General features: G+C 69.7%; 18 protein-coding genes. 11 read left to right on the top strand and 7 right to left on the bottom strand.

Annotated features, from left to right (window positions below):
• Nucleotides 1–16 precede the first annotated feature (16 nt).
• On the top strand, nt 17–1,264 hold the full coding sequence (locus AQJ64_RS30680) for a hypothetical protein (RefSeq protein WP_055637036.1): 1,248 nt from the start codon (nt 17–19) through the stop codon (nt 1,262–1,264).
• A 71-nt stretch (nt 1,265–1,335) separates the two neighbouring features.
• On the opposite strand, the gene AQJ64_RS30675 is transcribed toward AQJ64_RS30680, so the two are convergent.
• Complete coding sequence (locus tag AQJ64_RS30675; RefSeq protein ID WP_055637030.1) at nt 1,336–2,832, bottom strand: oligopeptide:H+ symporter; 1,497 nt, start codon at nt 2,830–2,832, stop codon at nt 1,336–1,338.
• A 546-nt stretch (nt 2,833–3,378) separates the two neighbouring features.
• Here AQJ64_RS30675 and AQJ64_RS30670 point away from each other — a divergent pair.
• On the top strand, nt 3,379–4,056 hold the full coding sequence (locus tag AQJ64_RS30670) for a response regulator transcription factor (protein WP_055637037.1): 678 nt from the start codon (nt 3,379–3,381) through the stop codon (nt 4,054–4,056).
• Between the two features lie 37 nt (nt 4,057–4,093).
• The gene (locus tag AQJ64_RS30665) at nt 4,094–5,368 is read left to right on the top strand and encodes an ATP-binding protein (protein ID WP_055637031.1); all 1,275 of its coding nucleotides are present in this window, start codon (nt 4,094–4,096) and stop codon (nt 5,366–5,368) included.
• An 18-nt stretch (nt 5,369–5,386) separates the two neighbouring features.
• On the opposite strand, the gene AQJ64_RS30660 is transcribed toward AQJ64_RS30665, so the two are convergent.
• On the bottom strand, nt 5,387–5,917 hold the full coding sequence (locus AQJ64_RS30660) for a GtrA family protein (RefSeq protein WP_055637032.1): 531 nt from the start codon (nt 5,915–5,917) through the stop codon (nt 5,387–5,389).
• 222 nt (nt 5,918–6,139) lie between these two features.
• Between AQJ64_RS30660 and AQJ64_RS30655 the strand changes: the two genes are divergently transcribed.
• From AQJ64_RS30655 to AQJ64_RS30640, 4 genes are all read left to right on the top strand, one after another.
• Nucleotides 6,140–7,279 carry a 5-(carboxyamino)imidazole ribonucleotide synthase gene (locus AQJ64_RS30655; protein ID WP_055637033.1) on the top strand — a complete coding sequence of 380 codons (1,140 nt, stop codon included), beginning with the start codon at nt 6,140–6,142 and terminating at the stop codon, nt 7,277–7,279.
• Entirely contained in the window at nt 7,276–7,800 is a 525-nt protein-coding gene (purE, locus tag AQJ64_RS30650; protein ID WP_079062043.1) for a 5-(carboxyamino)imidazole ribonucleotide mutase, read from the top strand. The genes AQJ64_RS30655 and purE overlap by 4 nt, the downstream gene beginning before the upstream one ends.
• Entirely contained in the window at nt 7,797–8,984 is a 1,188-nt protein-coding gene (locus AQJ64_RS30645) for a dipeptidase (RefSeq protein ID WP_055637035.1), read from the top strand. The genes purE and AQJ64_RS30645 overlap by 4 nt, the downstream gene beginning before the upstream one ends.
• Nucleotides 8,985–9,092: 108 nt before the next feature.
• Nucleotides 9,093–10,217: a dipeptidase gene (locus AQJ64_RS30640; RefSeq protein ID WP_055634395.1), complete on the top strand. Its 1,125-nt coding sequence runs from the start codon at nt 9,093–9,095 to the stop codon at nt 10,215–10,217.
• Here the strand turns inward: AQJ64_RS30640 and AQJ64_RS30635 are convergent.
• Together AQJ64_RS30635 and AQJ64_RS30630 are read right to left on the bottom strand one after the other, a co-directional pair.
• Nucleotides 10,214–10,612 carry a VOC family protein gene (locus tag AQJ64_RS30635; RefSeq protein WP_055634396.1) on the bottom strand — a complete coding sequence of 133 codons (399 nt, stop codon included), beginning with the start codon at nt 10,610–10,612 and terminating at the stop codon, nt 10,214–10,216. The genes AQJ64_RS30640 and AQJ64_RS30635 overlap by 4 nt on opposite strands.
• Nucleotides 10,613–10,786: 174 nt before the next feature.
• A complete protein-coding gene (locus tag AQJ64_RS30630; protein ID WP_055634397.1) occupies nt 10,787–12,130 on the bottom strand; it encodes a UDP-glucose dehydrogenase family protein in 1,344 nt (447 codons plus the stop codon).
• 200 nt (nt 12,131–12,330) lie between these two features.
• On the opposite strand from AQJ64_RS30630, the gene AQJ64_RS30625 reads away from it, so the two are divergent.
• The gene (locus AQJ64_RS30625; protein WP_055634398.1) at nt 12,331–13,488 is read left to right on the top strand and encodes an acyl-CoA dehydrogenase; all 1,158 of its coding nucleotides are present in this window, start codon (nt 12,331–12,333) and stop codon (nt 13,486–13,488) included.
• 199 nt (nt 13,489–13,687) lie between these two features.
• On the opposite strand, the gene AQJ64_RS30620 is transcribed toward AQJ64_RS30625, so the two are convergent.
• Complete coding sequence (locus AQJ64_RS30620) at nt 13,688–14,863, bottom strand: tyrosine-type recombinase/integrase (RefSeq protein ID WP_055634399.1); 1,176 nt, start codon at nt 14,861–14,863, stop codon at nt 13,688–13,690.
• 130 nt (nt 14,864–14,993) lie between these two features.
• Between AQJ64_RS30620 and AQJ64_RS30615 the strand changes: the two genes are divergently transcribed.
• The 3 genes from AQJ64_RS30615 (at nt 14,994) to AQJ64_RS30605 (ending at nt 17,102) form a co-directional block, all read left to right on the top strand.
• Nucleotides 14,994–15,536 (top strand): hypothetical protein, encoded by a 543-nt coding sequence (locus AQJ64_RS30615; RefSeq protein WP_079062066.1) that lies wholly within the window; start codon nt 14,994–14,996, stop codon nt 15,534–15,536.
• A 187-nt stretch (nt 15,537–15,723) separates the two neighbouring features.
• Nucleotides 15,724–16,269, top strand: coding sequence for a hypothetical protein (locus tag AQJ64_RS30610; protein WP_055634401.1), 546 nt, complete (start codon nt 15,724–15,726; stop codon nt 16,267–16,269).
• Nucleotides 16,270–16,313: 44 nt separating this feature from the next.
• The gene (locus AQJ64_RS30605) at nt 16,314–17,102 is read left to right on the top strand and encodes an IS5/IS1182 family transposase (RefSeq protein WP_055634402.1); all 789 of its coding nucleotides are present in this window, start codon (nt 16,314–16,316) and stop codon (nt 17,100–17,102) included.
• Here the strand turns inward: AQJ64_RS30605 and AQJ64_RS30600 are convergent.
• Nucleotides 17,071–17,385: a hypothetical protein gene (locus AQJ64_RS30600; RefSeq protein WP_055634403.1), complete on the bottom strand. Its 315-nt coding sequence runs from the start codon at nt 17,383–17,385 to the stop codon at nt 17,071–17,073. The two genes, AQJ64_RS30605 and AQJ64_RS30600, sit on opposite strands and share 32 nt — an antisense overlap.
• An 82-nt stretch (nt 17,386–17,467) precedes the next feature.
• Entirely contained in the window at nt 17,468–17,704 is a 237-nt protein-coding gene (locus AQJ64_RS49810; protein ID WP_162252504.1) for a hypothetical protein, read from the bottom strand.
• Between the last annotated feature and the right edge of the window lie 334 nt (nt 17,705–18,038).

Raw genomic sequence — 18,038 nt, 5'->3', positions numbered from 1 at the left:
GGCGGGCGCCGCCGTCCTGCTGGCCGGGGCCGCCGCGCTGCTGGGCGTGACCGCCGGGCAGGCCCAGGCCGCCGAGGTCTCCTACGCCACCCACTGCGTGCCGCCCTCGGGCGTGGGGCTGCCCGAGATCGACGGCACCACCAAGGCCGACATCAGCGCACCGGCCACGGCGAAGGTCGGCGACACCGTCGACATCGTCTGGAAGTTCACCCAGGCCGCGTCGAAGAACCCCGACCTCATCGATCTGCCGGCGAACTCGGTCCAGCCGTCCGGCACGTTGAAGGCGGCCGGCGCGCAGAGCGCGGACATCGCGATGACGGGCCCGCGCGAGAACCCGGCGATCCCCAAGGGCGGCGCCATGGTGCTGTCCGACATGAAGGGGACGCTGAAACTGACGGCGGCCGGCCAGGTGACGCTGACACCGAACGCGTACGTCGTCAACGCGCTCGGGACGAACACCACCTGCACGCCGTCCGAGACCGTCCAGCCGGCCGCGACGATCACGGTGACGGCGGGGGAGGGCAGTTCGAGCGCGTCGCCCGATCCGTCGGGGAGCGCGAGCGCGAGCCCGTCCTCGTCCTCGTCGGCCAGCGCGTCCGCCAGTACGTCCGCGTCCCCGAGCGCGTCCGCGAGCGCCACCGGTGACGACGGCCGGACCGACTTCACCGGCAAGGTCGTGGACATCCCCTACACCTGCGACTCCCCGCTCGGGGTGAAGAAGGCCACCTCGCCGATCCAGATCAACGCCAAGAAGGACGGCGGGAGTTACGACCTCACCGTGCAGTTCAAGAAGTCGGTGATGGACAGCCCGATCGACATCCCGGCCGGCAAGGTGAAACCGACCATGCGGGTCGTGCTGGGCGGCTCGGACTCCGGCTCGGTGACGGTGGAGGGCCCGCTGAACGCCGAGGCGATCCCCCAGGGCGACCCGATCGCGATCCCGGACCTCACCGGCACCTACAAGCCGGGCGCGACCGGCGAGTCCACGCTCTCCCCGGGCGTCCTCACCATCGAGGCCATGGGCACGACCACCACCTGCACCCCCGACAGCACCGCCGTCTCCCTCACCCTGACCACGGAGGAGCAGGCGAGCGGAGCGTCCGGCGGCTCGTCCTCGTCGAGTACGTCGACCAGCGGCGGCCTGGCGGAAACGGGCGCCGACGACCACGCCTCCCTCAAGGCCCTGGGCCTGGTGGCCGGCACCGCGGTCCTCCTGGGCGCAGCGGTCTTCACCTTCATGCCGGGACGCAGACACCTGAGGTGACCGGGCGGGCGGCCGCACACGCAGGAGGGCCACCGCGCCGCACAGCACGGTGGCCCTCTTCCGGGCGACGATCAGTGAACGTCCCCCATGAGTTCCCTGACCCTCTTCCGGTACATCCACACGGCTCCACCGGCGATCACGGCGAGCACCGCCTGCAACGCGACGATCCCCGTCCTGTTCAGGTCGACCCCGGCGATGGACAGCAGCCCGGTGGTCGCGTCACCCGCGGTGACCGCGAGGAACCAGACACCCATCATCTGCGAGGCGTACTTCGCGGGCGCCATCTTCGTGGTGACCGACAGACCCACCGGGGACAGCGTCAGCTCACCGACGGTCTGGACGAAGTAGATGCCGACCAGCCACATCGCGGCCGCCTTGTGACCGCCGTCGGCGATCGCCAGCGGGGCGAGGAACAGGAAGAAGGACGCGCCGATCAGCACGAGACCCATCGCGAACTTCACCGCGGTGCTCGGCTCCTTGCCGCGCCGCGCCAGCGCCAGCCAGGCCCAGGCGAAGACCGGCGCCAGCGCCATGATCATGACCGGGTTGACCGACTGGTACCAGGAGACCGGGAACTCCCAGCCGAAGATCGTGTTGTCGGCGGAGGAGTCCGCGAACAGGGACACGGTCGAACCGCCCTGGTCGTAGATCATCCAGAACACGGCCGCGGCCACGAAGAACCAGATGTACGCCGACATCTTCGACTGCTCGGCGCGGTCGAGGTCCTTGTCCCGCTTGATGCGGCCGATGACCACGACGGGGATGACCAGACCGGCGATGGTGATCGGGACCAGCAGCCAGTTCAGGGTGTAGTGGCCGGAGACGACCACGACCGTGTAGAAGACGGCGGCGACGGCGGCCCACAGACCGGCCTTGCGCAGGGTGGCGGACTTCTCGGCGGCGCTCATCGGGGTGGGCACGACGTCCGAGCGGGAGTTCAGGTGACGGCTGCCGAGCAGGAACTGGGCGAGGCCGAGGGCCATGCCGAGCGCGGCGAGGGCGAAGCCCAGGTGCCAGTTGACGTTCTCGCCGACGGTGCCGATGACCAGCGGGGCGGCGAAGGCGCCGAGGTTGATGCCGATGTAGAAGACGGTGAAGCCGCCGTCGCGGCGCGGGTCGTCCGGGCCGTCGTAGAGGTGGCCGACCATGGTGGAGATGTTGGCCTTCAGCAGACCGGAGCCGATGGCGACCAGACCGAGGCCGGCGTAGAAGGTGCCGGAGTTCGGCAGGGCCAGGGTGAGGTGGCCGAGCATGATGATCGCGCCGGCGACGGCGACGGTCCTGCGGGGGCCGAGGACACGGTCCGCGAACCAGCCGCCGGGAAGGGCGAGCAGGTACACGAGCGACAGGTACACCGAGTAGATCGCGGTCGCGGTGGCCGCGCTCAGGTGCAGGCCGCCCGGGGCCACCAGGTACAGCGGGAGCAGGGCCTTCATGCCGTAGTAGGAGAAACGCTCCCACATCTCGGTCATGAAGAGGGTGGCCAGTCCGCGGGGGTGGCCGAAGAAGGTCTTCCCGGAGCCGGGGGTGTCCGGACGGACCGAGTCCTTCGTCAGGCTGGACGCCATGGTCGTTCCTTGCTGGTCGGGACGCGCTGCTTCAGCGGGCTTGCCTGAGCGGTCACGCGCCCGGTGGGGGGCGGCCGGCACCGGTGGGTCGGTCCGTCCGCCCCACGCCCTCGGGGGAGTCCGCCCCGGGTCGCGGAGCGGTGGACGGCGACCACCGGGATCCACGCCTCTACGCGCGTTGCGCGAGCAGGGGCCCGGCCGGAGGTCATTCCTTTCAAGGCCGGCGGGGGCGTGCCCCGCACCGGCCCGCACACAAAAGAGACCTTCGGCGTCAAGTACGCGAAAGGTCCCTGCGGTGCTACAGGCGTTGATTCACCATACGTCAGGAGAGTGTCGGAAATGAATAGGTTTGAGACACGGATCACAGGTGATCAAGGAACCGCAGCGGGCTTTCGAAGGTCTGTACTATCCTGCCACCCGTCGACCGTAGGTACGTACCAAGATCGCCCCCGGCGTGGCGAGCCGATTGTCCGGCATGTCCCTGGGTAAGAAACAGCCGCGCCGATCACACTTCGACCCGTGCCCCCCGCGGTCTACCATCAGCTCATGACCCGTGTACTGCTCGCCGAGGACGACGCGTCCATCTCGGAGCCGCTGGCCCGCGCACTGCGCCGGGAAGGGTACGAGGTCGAGGTGCGTGAGGACGGACCGACCGCGCTCGACGCCGGGATGCAGGGCGGCGTCGACCTGGTCGTGCTGGACCTCGGCCTGCCCGGTATGGACGGCCTCGAGGTCGCCCGCCGGCTGCGCTCCGAGGGCCACGCCGTACCGATCCTCATCCTGACCGCGCGCGCCGACGAGGTGGACACCGTCGTCGGCCTCGACGCGGGCGCGGACGACTACGTCACCAAGCCCTTCCGTCTCGCCGAACTCCTCGCCCGTGTACGGGCCCTGCTGCGGCGCGGCGCCGCGGAGCCCGCGCAGCCGCCCGCCACCCACGGGGTGCGCATCGACGTCGAGTCGCACCGCGCCTGGATGGGCGAGGAGGAACTCCAGCTCACGGCCAAGGAGTTCGACCTGCTGCGGGTCCTCGTGCGGGACGCGGGCCGGGTCGTCACCCGCGACCAGCTGATGCGCGAGGTCTGGGACACCACCTGGTGGTCCTCCACCAAGACCCTCGACATGCACATCTCCTGGCTGCGCAAGAAGCTCGGCGACGACGCTGCGAACCCCCGCTACATCGCCACCGTGCGCGGTGTGGGCTTCCGCTTCGAGAAGAGCTGAGCACTGACCGGCCCGGGCTCCCGTTGGATATGAGGACATGCGCCGCCGACTGATCCAGTCCACCCTCGCCGTCGTGCTCGTGGTGATCGCCGTCTTCGGCGTGTCCCTCGTCATCGTCGAGAGCCGCACGATCAGCAACAGCGCCCAGGAGCGGGTGGATTCCGAGGCGGTGCGGCTGGTCGGCATCGTGGACAGCCGGCTGCTCGGCTCCGAGGACGTCACCGCGGAGATCCTGCGCGACCAGGTCACCCAGGACCGCTACGCCGTGATCCGCATCCCGGGGCGGGAGCCGATCGCGGTCGGCAGCAAGCCCGGCGGTGACGTCATCCACGCCGAGGAGCGCGGCGAGGGCGGCGAGACCGTCCGGGTCGAGGAGCCCCGCTCCACGATCACCCGCGAGGTCGGCCGCACCCTGCTGATCATCGGCCTGGTCGCGCTGCTCGCGGTCGTCGCGGCGGTGCTGCTGGCCATCCGCCAGGCGAACAAACTGGCCTCCCCCCTCACCGACCTCGCGGAGACCGCCGAACGCCTCGGCTCGGGCGACCCCCGCCCCCGCCACAAGCGCTACGGCGTCCCGGAACTCGACCGGGTGGCCGACGTCCTGGACTCCTCCGCGGAACGCATCGCCCGGATGCTCACCGCCGAGCGCCGCCTGGCCGCCGACGCCTCCCACCAGCTGCGCACCCCCCTCACGGCGCTGTCGATGCGCCTGGAGGAGATCACCCTCACCGACGACCCCGACACGGTGAAGGAGGAGGCGACGATCGCCCTGACCCAGGTCGAACGCCTGACGGACGTCGTACAGCGCCTCCTGACCAACGCCCGCGACCCCCGCACCGGTTCCGCCGTCTCCTTCGACCTCGACGAGGTCATCCAGCAGCAGCTCGCCGAGTGGCGCCCCGCCTACCGCAGCGTCGGCCGCGCCATCGTCAGCTCCGGCAAGCGCCACCTGCGGCCGGTGGGCACCCCGGGCGCGGTCGCCCAGGTCCTCGCCGCCCTGATCGAGAACTCCCTGATGCACGGGGGCGGCACGGTCGCCCTGCGCACCCGCGTCACCGGCAACCAGGCGGTCATCGAGGTCACCGACGAGGGCCCCGGCGTCCCCGCCGACCTCGGCGCCCGCATCTTCGAACGCACCATCAGCGGCCGCAACTCCACGGGCATCGGCCTGGCGGTGGCCCGGGACCTCGCCGAGGCCGACGGCGGCCGCCTGGAGATGCTCCAGGCCCAGCCCCCGGTCTTCGGCCTCTTCCTCTCCCGCACGGCGCCCCAGAAGCGGACGTCGCACGACGAGGAACCGATGGTCAGGTAGGCCCCGGTACGGCGGGCCTCAGCCGACCCGCTGGCGGGCCTTCGCCTTGCGGGTCTGCTCCCCGATCAGGGACTCCTCCGTCAGGAAGGACTCGGCGCCGGCCACGGCCTCCTTCGCCGGCAGGGCGCGGAACACCCACGTCCGGTACGACCAGAACCGGAACAGCGTCGCGACCCCGATGCCGAGGAACTTGAAGACGTTGCTCTGCAGCGGGCTGTCCCAGCCGAACCCGTAGGTCGCCGCGAACAACAGGCCGTTCTCGATCACCAGCCCGACCGCGCTGAACAGCAGGAACAGCGTCAGTTCCTTCGTACGGCCGCTCTTGTCGCGGTCACGGTAGGTGAAGTACCGGAACCCGATGTAGTTGAAGACGATCGACACGACGGTCGCGATGACGCTCGCGCGCACCACCGGCAGGTCCGTGAGCTGGCGGACGAGATTGAACACGCCGAGGTTGACCAGCAGCCCCGCACCGCCCACAGCCCCGAACTTGACCAGCTCACGGCCTACGCGCCGGAGCCGTCCTTGCCCCGAGGAACCATGCGCCATGGTCGTACAGGCCCCCGTCCGGGTCTCGGTTGTGTCAACCCAGCCATGCTAACCACCACTCTTGTCGGTTTCCTGTGCTCCGCCCCACGGGTCGGAAACAGGTCGGGAAGAACGCGGTAAACAGCCGGTATGAGCCGGGGAGAAGACCGGGGGGAGCCCCGCCCGCCCGCCTCCGGCGGGCGCGGGCTCCGCCCCAGGTGACGCGGCCGATACCCTGGGGGCGTGACGTTCCCGGTAGTCGGCATGGTCGGCGGAGGCCAGCTCGCTCGTATGACACACGAGGCGGGCATTCCGTTGGGCATCAGGTTCAAGCTCCTCAGTGACACCCCCCAGGATTCCGCGGCGCAGGTCGTGAGCGATGTCGTCATCGGCGACTACCGCGATCTCGACACGCTGCGTGACTTCGCGCGCGGGTGCGATGTGATCACCTTCGATCACGAACACGTCCCCACCGAGCACCTCAGGGCGCTGGAGGCGGACGGCATCCCCGTCCGCCCCGGCCCCGACGCGCTGGTGCACGCCCAGGACAAGGGCGTGATGCGCGCGAAGCTCGACGCGATCGGCGTGCCCTGCCCGCGGCACCGCATCGTGACCGACCCACAGGACGTGGTCAGGTTCGCGGCCGAGGGCGACGGCTTCCCCGTCGTGCTCAAGACGGTCCGCGGCGGCTACGACGGCAAGGGCGTGTGGGTCGTCGAGACCGCCGAGGAGGCGGCCGACCCGTTCCGCGCCGGCGTCCCCGTCCTCGCCGAGGAGAAGGTCGACTACGTCCGCGAACTCGCGGCCAACGTCGTGCGCTCCCCGCACGGCCAGGCCGTCGCGTACCCGGTCGTGGAGTCCCAGCAGGTCGGCGGCGTCTGCGACACCGTGATCGCGCCCGCCCCCGACCTGAACCCCGCCCTCGCCCTCCAGGCGGAGGAGATGGCCCTGCGCATCGCGGGGGAACTGGGCGTGGTCGGCCACCTCGCGGTCGAGCTGTTCCAGACCCGCGACGGACGCATCCTCGTCAACGAACTCGCGATGCGCCCGCACAACTCCGGCCACTGGACCCAGGACGGCGCGATCACCTCGCAGTTCGCCAACCACGTCCGCGCCGTCCTCGACCTCCCCCTCGGCGACCCGCGCCCGCGCGCGCCCTGGACGGTCATGGTCAACGTCCTCGGCGGCGACTTCCCCGACATGTACTCCGCGTACCTGCACTGCATGGCCCGCGACCCCCAGCTCAAGATCCACATGTACGGCAAGGACGTGAAGCCGGGCCGCAAGGTCGGCCACGTCAACACCTACGGCGACGACCTCGACGACGTGCTCGAGCGCGCCCGTCACGCAGCCGGCTACCTGAGAGGCACGATCACCGAATGAGCCCCGTTGTTGGCATCGTGATGGGTTCGGACAGCGACTGGCCCGTCATGGAGGCCGCCGCCCAGGCCCTGGACGAGTTCGAGATCGACTACGAGGTCGACGTCGTCTCCGCGCACCGCATGCCCCGCGAGATGATCGCGTACGGCGAGCAGGCCGCCGACCGCGGACTGAAGGTGATCATCGCCGGGGCCGGCGGCGCTGCCCACCTGCCCGGCATGCTCGCCTCCGTGACCCCGCTCCCGGTGATCGGCGTGCCCGTCCCGCTGAAGTACCTGGACGGCATGGACAGCCTGATGTCCATCGTGCAGATGCCGGCCGGCGTCCCCGTCGCCACGGTCTCCGTCGGCGGCGCCCGCAACGCCGGACTGCTCGCCGCCCGGATCCTCGCCACCCACGACGAGGACCTCCTCGCCCGGATGCGCGACTTCCAGCAGGAACTCAACGACCAGGCCACCGAGAAGGGCAAGCGGCTGCGCGCCAAGGTCGAGGGCGCGGGCGCCGGCTTCGGCTTCGGGAAGTGACGGCCTTGAGCTCACTCGAGGCAGCCCGGGAACTCCTCGCCGCCTTCCCGGTCGTCGACGGCCACAACGACCTGCCCTGGGCCCTGCGCGAGCAGGTCCGCTACGACCTCGACGCCCGCGACCTCGCCGTCTCCCAGGCCGCCCATCTGCACACCGACCTCCCGCGGCTGCGCGAGGGCGGGGTCGGCGCGCAGTTCTGGTCGGTGTACGTCCGCGCGGACCTGCCCGACCCCGTCCCGGCGACCCTGGAGCAGATCGACTGCGTACGGCAGCTCATCGACCGGTACCCGGCCGATCTGCGCGCCGCGCTCACCGCCGCCGACATGGAGGCGGCGCGCGCCGAGGGCCGTATCGCCTCCCTGATGGGCGCCGAGGGCGGCCACTCCATCGCCAACTCGCTGGGCACCCTGCGCGGCCTGTACGCGCTCGGCGTGCGCTATCTGACCCTCACCCACAACGACAACGTGGACTGGGCCGACTCCGCGACCGACGAGCCGAGGGCGGGCGGCCTCACGGCGTTCGGCCGCGAGGTGGTGCGCGAGATGAACCGGCTCGGCATGCTCGTCGACCTCTCGCACGTGGCCGCCACCACCATGCGCGACGCGCTCGACGCCAGCTCCGCGCCGGTGGTCTTCTCGCACTCCTCGGCGCGCGCGGTCTGCGACCACCCCCGCAACATCCCCGACGACGTCCTCGAACGCCTGCCCGCCAACGGCGGCGTCGCCATGGTGACGTTCGTACCGAAGTTCGTGCTCCAGGCGGCCGTCGAATGGACCGCTGCGGCGAGCGAGAACCTGCGCGCCCACGGCTTCCACGACCTGGCCACCACCCCCGAGGCGATGAAGGTCCACCAGGCCTTCCAGGAGGCGCACCCCCGCCCGGTCCCCACGGCAGCGACCGTGGCCGACCACCTCGACCACATGCGCGCGGTGGCCGGCATCGACCATCTGGGCATCGGCGGCGACTACGACGGCACGGCCTTCACCCCCGACGGCCTGAACGACGTCTCCGGCTACCCCAACCTCATCGCGGAACTCCTCGACCGCGGCTGGTCGAAGGCCGACCTCGCCAAGCTGACCTGGCAGAACGCCGTACGGGTGCTGGGCGCGGCGGAGGACGTCTCCCGCGAGCTGCGCGCCACCCGGGCCCCGTCCCACGCGACGATCGAGTCCCTCGACGGCTGAGCCGAACCCCGGTGGGCGGGCCGTACCCCCGAACGCCCCGCCCACCAGGAAGCCTCCCCGCCCCCGTGCGACGGTGGCCGTACCGCCGAGCGACGTACGGAGACCGTCATGGCCGACCTCCAGGACGAACTGCACGACCCGCCCGAGGTCCATGAACCACCGGTTCCCCGCACGGGCCCGTACGTCCCCCGCGGCGGGCCCGACCCGCAGCCGCAGCCGTCCGCGCACGCGGAGCCGGACCCGGGCGCCGGTCGCGCCGACCCCCTGGAGCGGGCGTACGCCCTGCTCGGCCGGTGCCCCGTCGCCGACGGTTACAGCGGACTGCCCCGGGCGCTGCGGGAGCTGCCCTGGTACGACCTCCAGCTCGGCGAGAGCGCCGTCGACACCGATGTGCCCCGGCTGCGGCGCGGCCGGGTCGGCGCCCTGTTCTGCGCCCTGCACCTGCCCGAGGGCCTCGCGTCCGACCGGGCCCTCGGCGCCACCCTGGAGCAGCTCGACCTCGCCCGCGCGGTGGTCGCCGCCCACCCCGAGGGGCTCCGGCTCGCCCGGACCGCCGGAGAGGTCCTCGACGCCCGCAACTGCGGCCGGGTGGCCGTCGTCCTCGGCCCGGCGACCGCGGCGGCCCTCGACGGCTCCCTCGCCGTCCTGCGCGTCCTGCACTCCCTCGGACTGCGCGTCCTCACCCTCGCCGGCACCTCGTGGGCGAGCGAGGCGGGGCTGACCCGGTTCGGCGAGGAGGCCGTACGGGAGATGAACCGGCTCGGTGTCCTCGCCGACCTCTCCGGCGCCTCCGACGCCACCATCGGCCGCGCCCTCGCCCTCTCCCGCACCCCGGTGCTGGCCACCCGCTCCGCCGCCCGCGCCCTGCGCCCGCACCCCGACAACCTCCCCGACGGCCTGCTCGCCGAACTGGGCGCGGCGGGGGGCGTGTGCATGGTGCCGCTGGCCGCCGAGCAGACCGGGCCGGCCCTGCGGGACGTCGCGGACCACCTCGACCACGTGCGCGCCGTCGCGGGCCCCGGGAGCGTGGCCCTGTCGGGCACGTACGACTCAGGCGCCGCCCACCCGCAGGGGCTCGCCGACGCCTCCGGCTACCCCCACCTCATCGCGGAACTCCTCGACCGCGGCTGGCCGGAGCCCGACCTGGCCCTACTGACCTGGGGAAACGTCCAGCGCGCCCTGCGCACCGCCGACTTCACCGCCCGCGCGGCCCAGGAACGCAAGGGTCCCTAGGAATGCTCGATCCGGCAGAGGCAGAAGGGATGGCCCGCCGGATCGGCGTACACCTGGAACTCCTTCTCCTCCCGGTCCTCCAGGTCCAGCGGACGCGCCCCCAGCGCCAGCACCCGTTCGTGCGCCGCGTCGACCTCCGCCCAGGTGGCGCCGGCGTCGAGGTCGAGGTGGAACTGCTGGGGGTTGCGGTCGGGGCGCGGCCACTCGGGCGGGGTGTACCCCTCCACCTCCTGGAACGCGAGCCGGGGACCGCCGGGGACCTGGAGGACGTACCAGTCCTCCTCGCCCTCCTCGGCCCAGGGCGTGCCGCCCAGGAGCCCCGCGTAGAACTCGGCGAGGGCGCGCGGGTCGGGACAGTCCAGCACGACGGAACGCAGACGCACGACGGATGCCATGGGGGACAGGTGCCCGCACGGCCGCCCCGCCTAACTCACAGGAGATCGACAGGTGGACGTACGGGGAGTTCGCACAGCGGACGGCACCCGGGTACGGCAGAATGCACGCAGACGCCGGTTCGGCCGACTGAGCCTCGGCCGAACCGGCGTCACCCTGCGTTCAGGCCGGCCCGCTCACGCCGTGGGGCGGCCCATCGCCCGGTAGGTCCAGCCCGCCGTGCGCCACGCCACCGGGTCGAGCGCGTTGCGCCCGTCGAGGATCAGCCGGGCCGCCGCGACCTCCCCGAGCGCCGCCGGGTCCAGCTCCCGGAACTCACGCCATTCCGTCAGGTGGAGGACGACGTCGGCGCCCCGTACGGCCTCCAGCGCCGAGTCGGCGTACCCCAGCGTCGGGAAGACCCTCCGGGCGTTCTCCATGCCCTTGGGGTCGTAGACGGTCACCTGGGCGCCCTGGAGGTGGATCTGCCCGGCCACGTTGAGCGCGGGCGAGTCCCGGACGTCGTCCGAGTCGGGCTTGAAGGTGGCGCCGAGCACGGCGACCCGCCGGCCCAGGAAGGGTCCGCCGCCCAGGGCCTCCCGGGTCAGCTCCACCATCTGCCCGCGCTGGCGCATGTTGATGGAGTCGATCTCCCGCAGGAAGGTCAGCGCCTGGTCGGCGCCCAGCTCACCGGCGCGGGCCATGAAGGCCCGGATGTCCTTGGGCAGACAGCCGCCGCCGAAGCCGATCCCGGCCCGCAGGAACTTCTTGCCGATACGGTCGTCGTGCCCGATGGCCTCCGCCAGCTTGGCGACATCGCCGCCCGCGGCCTCGCACACCTCCGCCATCGCGTTGATGAAGGAGATCTTCGTCGCGAGGAACGAGTTCGCGGAGGTCTTCACCAGCTCGGCGGTCGGGAAGTCGGTGACGACGAACGGCGAGCCCTCCTTCACCGGGGTGGCGTACACCTTCCGCAGCAGCTTCTCGGCCCGCTCGCTGCGCACGCCGACGACGATCCGGTCGGGGTGCAGGGTGTCCTCGACGGCGAGGCCCTCCCGCAGGAACTCCGGGTTCCAGGCCAGCTCGGCGTCCGCGCCGGCGGGCGCCAGCTCGGCGATGGTGCGGGCGAGACGCTCGGCGGAGCCGACCGGCACCGTCGACTTGCCGACGACCAGGGCGGGCCGGGACAGGTGCGGGGCCAGGGAGCCGATCGCGGATTCGACGTACGACATGTCGCAGGCGTACTCGCCGTGCTTCTGCGGGGTGTTCACGCAGACGAAGTGCACATCGCCGAAGGCGCCGACCTCGGCCCAGTCCATGGTGAAGCGCAGCCGGCCGGTGGAGCCCTCGATACCGGCGACGTGGCGGCGCAGCAGCTCCTCGAGCCCCGGCTCGTACATCGGGCTCTCGCCGCGCTCCAGCTTCTCGATCTTCTCCTTGACCACGTCCAGGGCGAGCACCTCGAAGCCCAGCTCGGCCATGGCGGCGGCATGAGTGGCCCCGAGATAGCCGGTGCCGATCACGGTGATCTTGAGGCTCATGGATGCTCCAGGAAAGTAAGCCGGGGGTGCGCGCCCGAGCATATCCGGGCGGGTCGGAGCCCCTCACCGGGCGCTTTCCCCCCAAGGCTTCCCCCTGTTGTCCAGCTCACGTGTCAGACGCGCGGCCGGGCCTCTAAAATTTGAGTTACTTAACGGTAATTAGCGTCGGTAACGCTAGCGTCTTTGGAGCGTGAGCAACCTTGGCCGGATCGGCTGACTTCGACCTGTACCGCCTGTCCGAGGAGCACGACATGCTCCGGGACACCATCCGCGCGCTGGCCGAGGCGAAGATCGCGCCGTACGCCGCGGCGGTGGACGAGGAGGCCCGGTTCCCGCAGGAGGCGCTGGACGCGCTCGTCGCGAGCGACCTGCACGCGGTGCACGTCCCCGAGTCCTACGGCGGCGCGGGCGCCGACGCCCTGGCGACCGTGATCGTCATCGAGGAGGTGGCCCGCGCCTGCGTGTCCTCCTCGCTCATCCCGGCCGTCAACAAGCTGGGCTCGCTGCCGGTGATCCTCTCCGGCTCCGAGGACCTGAAGAAGAAGTACCTGACGCCGCTCGCCAAGGGCGACGCGATGTTCTCGTACTGCCTCTCCGAGCCGGACGCGGGCTCGGACGCGGCCGGCATGAAGACCAGGGCGGTCCGTGACGGCGACCACTGGATCCTCAACGGCGTGAAGCGCTGGATCACCAACGCGGGCGTCAGCGAGTACTACACGGTGATGGCGGTCACCGACCCCACCAAGCGCTCCAAGGGCATCTCGGCCTTCGTCGTCGAGAAGTCGGACCCGGGCGTCTCCTTCGGCGCCCCGGAGAAGAAGCTGGGCATCAAGGGCTCCCCGACCCGCGAGGTCTACTTCGACAACGTCCGCATCCCCGCCGACCGCATGATCGGCGAGGAGGGCACCGGCTTCGCGACGGCGATGGCGACCCTCGACCACACCCGCATCACCATCGCCGCCCAGGCCCTCGGGGTCGCCCAGGGCGCCTTCGACTACGCCAAGGGCTATGTCCAGGAGCGCAAGCAGTTCGGCAAGCCGATCGCCGACTTCCAGGGCATCCAGTTCATGCTCGCCGACATGGCCATGAAGATCGAGGCCGCCCGCCAGCTGACCTACGCGGCCGCCGCCAAGTCCGAGCGCGGCGACCGCGACCTCACCTTCCAGGGCGCCGCCGCCAAGTGCTTCGCCTCGGACGTCGCCATGGAGGTCACCACGGACGCGGTCCAGCTGCTGGGCGGGTACGGCTACACCCGCGACTACCCGGTCGAGCGCATGATGCGCGACGCCAAGATCACGCAGATTTATGAAGGCACGAACCAAGTGCAGCGGATCGTGATGGCGAGGAACCTGCCTTAGCAGGGTTTTTGCAGGTCAGAAGCTGTTTCGAAGGTCCGGAGGGACGCCCTCGGCTTTCTGCCCGTTGCGGCCCGATCAGGACCGTTCCTGGGCGTCATGCTGGGGGAATCCTGGGTGGATGCCGGGCTGAAAACGGCCACTGACCTGCACAAACAACACAGCCCCCGGCGTACTGCCGGGGGCTGTTGTCGTACGTGGATCAGGCGACCTCTGTCGCCTCCGTGGGGTCGTCCGCGCCGGGCGTCAGCATGGTTGCGATGGCTGCACGGCCGCGCTGCTCGGCCCCTTCGAAGATGTAGTGGTAGTGCTCCCTGAGCACGTCAGTACTGCTGTGGCCCATCCAGTCGGCCACGTCGTTCTCGGGGACTCCGGCGTACAGCAGCCGCGATCCGTAGTAGTGCCGGAGTGAGTGGGCCTTGCAGTACTTCACCTGTCCCTTGCCCAGAGCCTCCATCCAGATCTTCGGGTAGAAGTACGACGCGTAGAGGTAGCCAGTCCGCGTCACGTTGGGGAAGAGGAGCCGCTCCGGCCCCCATACGCCGTGGTTCTTGATGTGCCGCCGTAGCTCGAAGGCGACGTTCGGCGGGAGGGGGACGGTACGCCCTGGCTCGCCTTCGTCACGAGCCTTGATGTGCCGACGCTGGATCGCGCTGTTCTTCCCCGACTCGGTGTCTCCGTCCTCCGCAATCTGGAAGTCGACGCGAAGCGTCTCGGCCTTGAAGTCGATCTGATCGCGGGACACCGCCATGGCCTCACCCAGCCGCAGGCCGCACCCGGCCATGAGCCACAGCATCGCGCGGTATCGCGGAGGAGCGGCATCGAGCATCGCCAGGACTTCCCGCGTCGTGAGTCGCCGCGCGGTGCTCTTGTGCTCCCGGATCTCCTTGGCGCGGCTGCCCGCGCCCTTGACCTTCTTGCACGGGTTCCGGCCGATGATCTCGTTGACGACAGCCCAGTCCATCATCCCGGAGAAGAACGAGAACCGCTGACGCCGTGTGCGAGCGGAGAGCTTCCGGTCCTGTTCCATCCACAAGAGCCACTGCTCAACGTCAGCGACCTTCAGGGAGACGATGGAACGCGCCTTGAAGAACGGCTCAAGAGTCGTCTTCTGGATGGACCGGTACTGCTTCTTGGTGCTGTTCTCCAGCTTCCTTTGATTCGTCCACTGCTCCCACACGGCCGTCACAGGCTGCTTGCCCAACCGGTCGTCCAGGTAGGTCCCGGCGTCGAGTTCCTGTTCCTTGCGCTTGCGCTGGTCGTCGGCTCGCCTCTTGGTCTCGAAGGTCTTCTGCCGCTGCTTGCCGTCTGGGTCGTACCAGTACGTCGTCCACTTCTTCGGGTCGTCCTTCGAACGTGCAACCCAAGCTCTAGCCACGGAAGTGCTGGCCTTTCCGTCCAAGGGGAGTGCTCGCCGATGCGCCGGGAGCACCTAACTTCAGACTGAGCTTGTCCACCCTGTGTTGTCAACTCTAGGTGGAACACCCGGGGTGGTGTACTCTGAGGGTGTGCGAGCAGATGAGAGCGGCTTCGAGATCGAGCAGCAGCAAGGGGGGTGGACGATTCGGATGTGGTGGCCCACAGGGCCCGTGACTGGCGGGCCTCAACGCATCACCATCGAGTCGGCCGCCGACGCACCCGCGCGCGACGTGGCGCGGGGCATCTCCACGACTGTGCTGCGCAGGCTGGATCTCGCGGCGGCCCTGAACCTGGCCAAGATGGCACCGGAGGCTCAGAGCACCCTGGAGACCGCAGCCAAGAAGCTCACCGAGTCGGGTGAGGCGGCTGGGCTGCTGTTGGCCAGTGAAGGCGTCTCGGAGAGGTACTTGGCCATGCTCGCGTCTACATACAAGGCGATGGCGGACACAGGGGCGGTGGCCCCAGTGCGAAAATTGGCAGTCATGATCGGCCGTCAGCCGGAGACCATTAAGGACCACTTGAAGAAAGCTCGGCGCGAAGGCTACCTCAGCACTGTGGCAGGGAAGGCTGGAGGAGACCTGACCGAGAAGACATTGAGGGTCTTGGAATCCATGGGGAGCGGAGAGGACTAAAGGCTGTCCCGCAATGATCAAGAAGCCCCTGCTCGCGGACACACGAGCTGTGAGAGGAGATCATGCGCCACACCGAGCCGGCACGAGGTTCGTTCGCTGAGCCCGGGAAAACCGTTGGACCCGCTGACGGGGGCGCGTCATAGGGTTCGGGGCGCGGAGAAGCAGTCGGTCGGCGAGGGAATGGTGGATGGCGGGACTGTACGAGATCTGGCAGCGGGCGGAGGTGTCGCGCAGGCTCGACGTGTTGTCGGGTTTCATCGCAATGTGCGTGGCGAGGGACGACGACGCGCGACGTCGTCTCACCCAGCTGGTTGCCGGGGCGGACGCGGCCCTCTCCTCCTCGCCCCCGGATTTGGGGGTCGCCTCGGAGTACCTGGAGGAACTCGTCTGGTGGGCTGACACGGAGTGGGCCGATCACCCCTATCGTCCCGTGGAAGCCCGGCCTGACGAGGCCGACCGGCAGACGCGTGACTACGCCAAGGATCTCCGGCACGCCGCACTCTCGGCCGGCGTCCGGGACGAGATGGGCGGCATCGAACTCAGTCTCGAAGTGCGGTTCCTGGCCTTGTGCCGCCAGCCGGGGTTGGGCTGTCGGATCCGACAGGACATCTTCTACGTCGCCGGGCGTGCCGCGATGGCCCTCGACCTCGGGCACTTGGAAGCGGCAGAGCGGGAGATCCGGCGCATGGAACAGGTGGGTTCCGTGGAGCCACGGGAGAGCCGCTGCGGCTGAAGCGCGGCCTTCCGAGGTCCACAGGTGTGGAACGATCTCTTCACGTGGCTGGTGTGATCACGGCGTCGGAACCGCATTGGATAGCCCTGTTCAGCGGGCTGCAACCGCGCGACTTCCGCAGGCTGATCGCTACGTTGCGCCGAGAAGGTGCTGAGCTGACTCGCCGAGGGCGTCCCTGGTCACTGTCGCTGGAAGACCGGGTGCTGCTGGTCACCGCGTACTGGCGGACCAACCTGACACTGCGCCAGCTTGCCCCGCTGTTCGGCATGTCCAAGTCAGCTGCCGACCGCATCGTCGACCACGTGGGGCCGTTGCTGGCGTTCAAGCAGAGGCAGCGCTTCCGTGCCGGCACCGTGCTCATCGTCGACGGCACGCTCGTGCCCACCCGCGACCACAGCGTCGCTGAGCAGTCCAAGAACTACAGGTACTCCACCAGCCACCAAGTGGTCATCGACGCAGACACACGGATGGTCGTTGTGGTCGGACGGCCGGTGCCTGGGAACCGCAACGACCGCAAGGCGTGGGCGGAATCCGGTGCTAAGGCAGCCGTGGGGAAGACCACCACGATCGCCGACGGCGGCTACGGGGGCACCGGGCTGGTCATCCCGCATCGCCGTCCCGCGGGCGGCGAACTGTTCGGCTGGAAGCAGGAGCACAACCGCTCTCACAAGCAGGTCAGAGCACGCGTCGAGCACGTCTTCGCTCGGTTGAAGACCTGGAAAATCCTTCGCGACTGCCGCCTGAAGGGCGACGGCGTCCACCACGCCATGCTCGGCATAGCCAGGCTGCACAATCTCGCCCTCATTGGAGGAGCTGGCTTCGTCTCACGGTGAAAGTGTTCTGCCCGTCCAGCGTCGCGACGCTGTCCGGCGAGGTGGAGACCGTCACGATCTCGTCGCCGACTGCACCCACGCCGACACCCTGGACCACACACGCCACCGTGACCTCGACTGGGTAGGTCGAGGCAGGGGTCAGCTCACCAAGCTGGGCAAAGATCGCACACTTGTCGATCAAGGACCAGCAGTGTCCCGTTGCATCGATGAACCGGACCTCCACGATGCCGGGGAACGGTTCATCGTCCACCCAGCGAACCGCTTCGCAGCGCAACTCAGGCACTCGGCCCCCATTCCAGAGCCGGGCCACCGCGGCAACGCCCGTCAGTATGCCCGAGAGGCCGACATCACTTACGGGACAGCCTTTAGGTCAGTTGGGGACCGTGCGCGGAGAGGTCAATGGGGAGCTGTCGCGTGTCGTTGGGATGCCCGTAACGCTTGTGCAGCCGCATCGCCTCGACGGTCTCCAGCGCCTTGGCCGGATTTCCGGATCGATTGGCCGCGCGAACCCGCTTGCGGAGCGTTGCGCATTGGACGCACGACGCCGGGTCCACCTGACCTGTCCGGGGTGCAAGCAGGTTCAGCAGGTCCTGAACGGACACGGAGTTCTCCCAAGCGATCAGCGGACTTCAGACACGCCTTACTTGCCTTCTGAATCAGTTCCATGCGGATCTCGACCAGGGTTTCGTGAGCGGGAATTTCCAGCCCGTGATCGGTGGGCGTCTCGCCTTGAACCAGGAGGGCGCCTCGGTCTGTCGCGTAGATGGTCGGACAGTCCTTGATGTCGCACGTGCTGACCAGCTTGGTGACCTTCATGGTCTGGGTTCCCCTCTCCCATGCCGCTGCCAGTGCCCCGCATCTGGGCTGGCTCCCGAGGGTGAGGCGCACCGGTCAAGCGATCACGGTTGACGGAACAGGAAACCGCGTAACCTGCCC

This window comes from Streptomyces griseoruber (assembly GCF_001514205.1).
In the GTDB taxonomy this organism is placed as follows: Bacteria; Actinomycetota; Actinomycetes; order Streptomycetales; family Streptomycetaceae; genus Streptomyces; species Streptomyces griseoruber.
The sequence above is the reverse complement of the archived record's forward strand: the minus strand, read 5'-3'. Positions and strand labels throughout refer to the sequence as shown.

Bases quoted from the DNA above. Each gene is read 5' to 3' on its own strand.
- AQJ64_RS30675 (WP_055637030.1), bottom strand. From the start codon at position 2,832: ATGGCGTCCAGCCTGACGAAGGACTCGGTCCGTCCGGACACCCCCGGC.
- AQJ64_RS30670 (WP_055637037.1), top strand. From the start codon at position 3,379: ATGACCCGTGTACTGCTCGCCGAGGACGACGCGTCCATCTCGGAGCCG.
- AQJ64_RS30665 (WP_055637031.1), top strand. From the start codon at position 4,094: ATGCGCCGCCGACTGATCCAGTCCACCCTCGCCGTCGTGCTCGTGGTG.
- AQJ64_RS30660 (WP_055637032.1), bottom strand. From the start codon at position 5,917: ATGGCGCATGGTTCCTCGGGGCAAGGACGGCTCCGGCGCGTAGGCCGT.
- purE (WP_079062043.1), top strand. From the start codon at position 7,276: ATGAGCCCCGTTGTTGGCATCGTGATGGGTTCGGACAGCGACTGGCCC.
- AQJ64_RS30640 (WP_055634395.1), top strand. From the start codon at position 9,093: ATGGCCGACCTCCAGGACGAACTGCACGACCCGCCCGAGGTCCATGAA.
- AQJ64_RS30635 (WP_055634396.1), bottom strand. From the start codon at position 10,612: ATGGCATCCGTCGTGCGTCTGCGTTCCGTCGTGCTGGACTGTCCCGAC.
- AQJ64_RS30630 (WP_055634397.1), bottom strand. From the start codon at position 12,130: ATGAGCCTCAAGATCACCGTGATCGGCACCGGCTATCTCGGGGCCACT.
- AQJ64_RS30610 (WP_055634401.1), top strand. From the start codon at position 15,724: ATGGCGGGACTGTACGAGATCTGGCAGCGGGCGGAGGTGTCGCGCAGG.